The organism is Candidatus Nanoarchaeia archaeon, assembly GCA_035290625.1.
Taxonomy (GTDB): domain Archaea; phylum Nanobdellota; class Nanobdellia; order Woesearchaeales; family DATDTY01; genus DATDTY01.
The window spans coordinates 1-3,751 of sequence record DATDTY010000082.1; the positions used below are offsets into that span (position 1 = coordinate 1).

Below are 3,751 nucleotides of genomic sequence, written 5' to 3' on the forward strand. Positions count from 1 at the left end.
TCTCACATAATAAAGAAAACGATGATCCTTATCCCATTACCTCAATCTTCTCTCCCATCACGATGGCATCAGCGAGGAGCTTCCCAATCTTGCTTTTCCTGTTAATGTTGATCATGCCGGATTTCCCGACTTTTGCCTGCATCACAAAATCCCGCTGGTGGTAGATAGACACATCCCGATCCTGGTATTCAGGCCCAAGAATGAGCTGGACAGCTTGTTTTGAGAGCCGGGGCTCAAAGGACAGGGAATTTCCAAGGCTCGGGGCCTCGCCTTTGAACTCTGTAAGGCTGCGCACATCAATGCTGATGCCCAGCTTTTTCTCCATTTTCTCGATGCTCTCTCCCTGCTTTCCGATAATCCGGGCGATATCCCTCTCCGGAACATAGACTGCAACCCTTCCATCCGAAAGCATCTCTGCGCGCACATGCTTGACAAGCAGGGAAAACTCATCTTCAATGGCACGCTGCGCAAGCTTCTGGGAAGGCGATTGTGTGGCTCCCTTCACAGGTATGACAACGGTCTCCTCACCGTACGAATACAGCTCGTACTCAGCTTTCTTCGTCTCGAAATCAGTCACAACAACAATCGGCCTCGCCAGATCCTCCTCGGTCATTCCCTCTGGCACTTTCACAGTCATCATTATGGAAAGCACCTTTGATGGCTTTCCGTTCTTGATGAAGATGACAGTATCAATAACCTGGGGAATGACTCCAAGCTCAATCCTCCCGACAAAGCGCTGGATTGCATCAATAGGCTTTGAGGCATGGACAACGCCGACAAGGCCGATGCCTGCAAGCCTGAGGTCAGTGAAGAGGTGGAAGTCCTGGGTGTTTCTCATCTCATCGAAAATCGTATAGTCCGGCCTGGACAGGAGCAGGATATCATGGATCTCCTGCGCATCAGCATGCGAGATTGCATATTGTGTGATAGTATCGGCAAGGATAAGATCCCTGGGAGCTTCGATGGTCTTGACAATCTTGAGCTTGCTTGCGTAGAATTCTGCCAGCGCCTGGGCAAAGGTTGACTTTCCCATCCCCGGAGCCCCGGCGATGAGGACACCCTCGGCCTGGGACTCTATCCGCTGCCTGAGCCGCTCAGAGAGATGGTAATCTTCCATGCTGAGCTTGGTGATTGGCCGCACAGCAGTGATCTCCCATGCATCAGACAAGGGTGGCTTTGTTATAACAATCCGATACGGACCAAGCTGGACAATGGTTGATCCTGGCCGCTCAATCTCGATAAACGCATCGTTCCGCACGCCAGCGTTTTCTATAATCTCCCGGGCAAGTTCCTGGAGCTTTTCCCGCGAGAGAAGGGTAGAGCCAATAGTGGAGAATTTCCAGTCTCCGGGAAGCCCTTGCTTTGCAGAAGGGAGAACGCCTTCCCTCAGGTGCACCGACATGGTCGTGCTGTCAAAATACGACTCGAGTTGGATGGGCTTAGGTGTCTTCTCAAACTTCTTGAAATGGACAGGGATGCCACGCACATCTGCAATTTGCTTTTGCAGGCTATTGTGGGTGAAGAGAGTGACCCCCTCATCATAGCAGAGGTCAAGGATAAGCGAGTCCACTTTTTCAAGTGTTAAGTGCTCTAATTCAAGCTGCGTCGGCATGCGGCCAGTAAATTCAATCTGGAAATTCAGGCGTGACGATGCTTTTCGCAGCCGGTCAAGCTCATCCATTCCCACAAATCCCTTCGCCTTGTTCTCCTGAGCGCTCTTGTGAAGAAAAGCGACTAATGCGTTGTGGATAAGAATCTTCTCTGCCTTGATGCCGCCTTGCTCAAGGCTGGCAGAGACCAGTCCTTCCAGCAGGACTGAGCTGTCTGGCACAATCCGTTCTATCGTGAGCATACACAAGGGTGAAGAGGGGGATTATTTAAGGGTTATGGTGGCGTATCTTTTCCAGCAGAAAGCTTGTGAGCCTGTCCGCATCATCCTTCTTCAACCCATCAAGATGCAGGAGTTCCTGCGAAGATTTGCCGATTGTAGAGAAATGGACATCCCAGAGGCCAAACAGCTTGTCATAGATATCCTCATCAACAAATACGTTCTGGATTTTGCGATAGGGGGTCGCAGATTCTACAGTGGTGAAGATCCCCCTCTTAAAGATGAAAAGATCCTGCGTTGAGGCATAGGACATGCTTTGGATGAAAAAGAAATCCCTTGCTGCGTGGATGAGAAAGGCAAAAGGAGGGAGCACAAGAAAGCTGAGAAGAAAAACAAGAAGCACAGGAACGCCGATTCCGATGGCGAAGATCCTGACAAGGATTACTCCGATGACAAAAAGGGAGGTAAGGCCGACAAGCAGCCTTGCCGTTGCCCCCAATCCGGTCTTCATTGGCCGCCATACTGAAATATTTACTTCAGCCAGATCCTTGAAATGAGATTCAGACAGCCCCATATTCCTGATGAGTGTGCTTCGCAGGAGTTTTGCATCAGCAGCAGAAAGGTAGGGGATGGCGTTCAGGATTACGTCCTTCCGCTCTTTGCCGACAACCCCCAGCCTGAGGTCGCCTGTTTCGATGATGAGGTCTGCAAGCCCAGTCAGCCGCCTCCAGATGCTCCTCCTGATGTGGATATCCTGGATCTTGTGATACGGAATATGCACACGAGCCTTTGAAAAGAGAGAGTAGTCCAGCTCAAGGTTGTTTGGCAGGACATAAAAAGAGAAGGCGATCTTGAACAGCAGGAGTTTAGAGACGAATCCTATAAAAAAGAAAAGATAGAGGAGGGAAAGAACGCCATTGTTGAGAACGAAAGGCAGCCCGGCAGACCATGCGAGGATCAGCGCACCACACTGGAAGAGTGCGTGGACTCTATACGTCTGCCCTTTTTTCTGCTCGGTTTTTGCGTGTTGCAGGACTGTTATCACCTCATTGGCGTCGTTGATGGAAAGGGCTGAAAGCCTGCCAGGCTGCTGGGAAATGGTCTTGACCTCAATGGAGGTAAGCCCAAGAAGGCGCTCCAGAAAAGACTGGGTGCGATGAGTGTCCTGGATCTTGTCGTACAGAAAAAGAGCTCTTGACTTGGCGAAGATTCCGGATTGAATGAACAGCCCATCATCCCTCAGATCATAATGCTCGAAGAAAAGCCGTAGGGAATTCATTGAAAATGCTGCAACAAAAAAGAGTATGAACAGGAAGTCCTCAGTAAAGCCGGTGGTGAGCCCGATGAGGAGGGCGATGATGATCCCCGGAGCAAGGCTGAGCAGCGCCTGCGGTTTGTAGATGCGGCTCATTCAGATTTCCCGCGTTTCGGTATTCTTGAAAGGATTTTGCTTCGCAGCTTTTCAGCGTTGCTATAGTTCAGGCCGTCAATATGCGCATTTTCTCCAGACATAGGCGTAGCAGTCGAGACATGGACATCCCATAAGCCAAAGATCCTGTCAAGGAGATCCTGATCTGAATAAACATCCTGGAGTTTGCTGTAGGGAAGGATAGTCTCCCTTCGTGTTACAGCCCCTTTTTTGATGACAATAAAATTCCTTTCAATGTCATAATAATACGTTTCGTAGTAAACCCGTTCATACCAATAGATGAGAAACGGCGCTATGAAATACAACGCATCAACAATGACCAGGAAATATTTTAATTGTTGCCAAAAGAAGAGATGGAGCCAGAAAGGAGCCAGGAAAAACGATGCCATAAGAGACAAGGCTCCAAGGAGCGTTTTCTTGACGATCTTAACCCGTTCCAGCGGAAGCTCTTCGACTGTTTTCATAAAGAATCTGTTGAAACAGTGATATATAAA

General features: G+C 49.4%; 3 protein-coding genes. All 3 read right to left on the minus strand.

Annotated elements, in window-relative coordinates:
• Window positions 1–28 precede the first annotated feature (28 nt).
• Window positions 29–1,852: a PINc/VapC family ATPase gene (locus tag VJB08_07205; protein HLD43742.1), complete on the minus strand. Its 1,824-nt coding sequence runs from the start codon at window positions 1,850–1,852 to the stop codon at window positions 29–31.
• 25 nt (window positions 1,853–1,877) lie between these two features.
• Window positions 1,878–3,239 carry a PH domain-containing protein gene (locus VJB08_07210; protein ID HLD43743.1) on the minus strand — a complete coding sequence of 454 codons (1,362 nt, stop codon included), beginning with the start codon at window positions 3,237–3,239 and terminating at the stop codon, window positions 1,878–1,880.
• A partial coding sequence (locus tag VJB08_07215) for a PH domain-containing protein (protein HLD43744.1) occupies window positions 3,236–3,751 on the minus strand: 516 nt, incomplete at its 5' end. The genes VJB08_07210 and VJB08_07215, both read right to left, overlap by 4 nt.

What these genes read in the sequence shown, in the direction of transcription:
- VJB08_07205 (HLD43742.1), bottom strand. Translation starts at nt 1,852, where the DNA reads ATGCTCACGATAGAACGGATTGTGCCAGACAGCTCAGTCCTGCTGGAA.
- VJB08_07210 (HLD43743.1), bottom strand. Translation starts at nt 3,239, where the DNA reads ATGAGCCGCATCTACAAACCGCAGGCGCTGCTCAGCCTTGCTCCGGGG.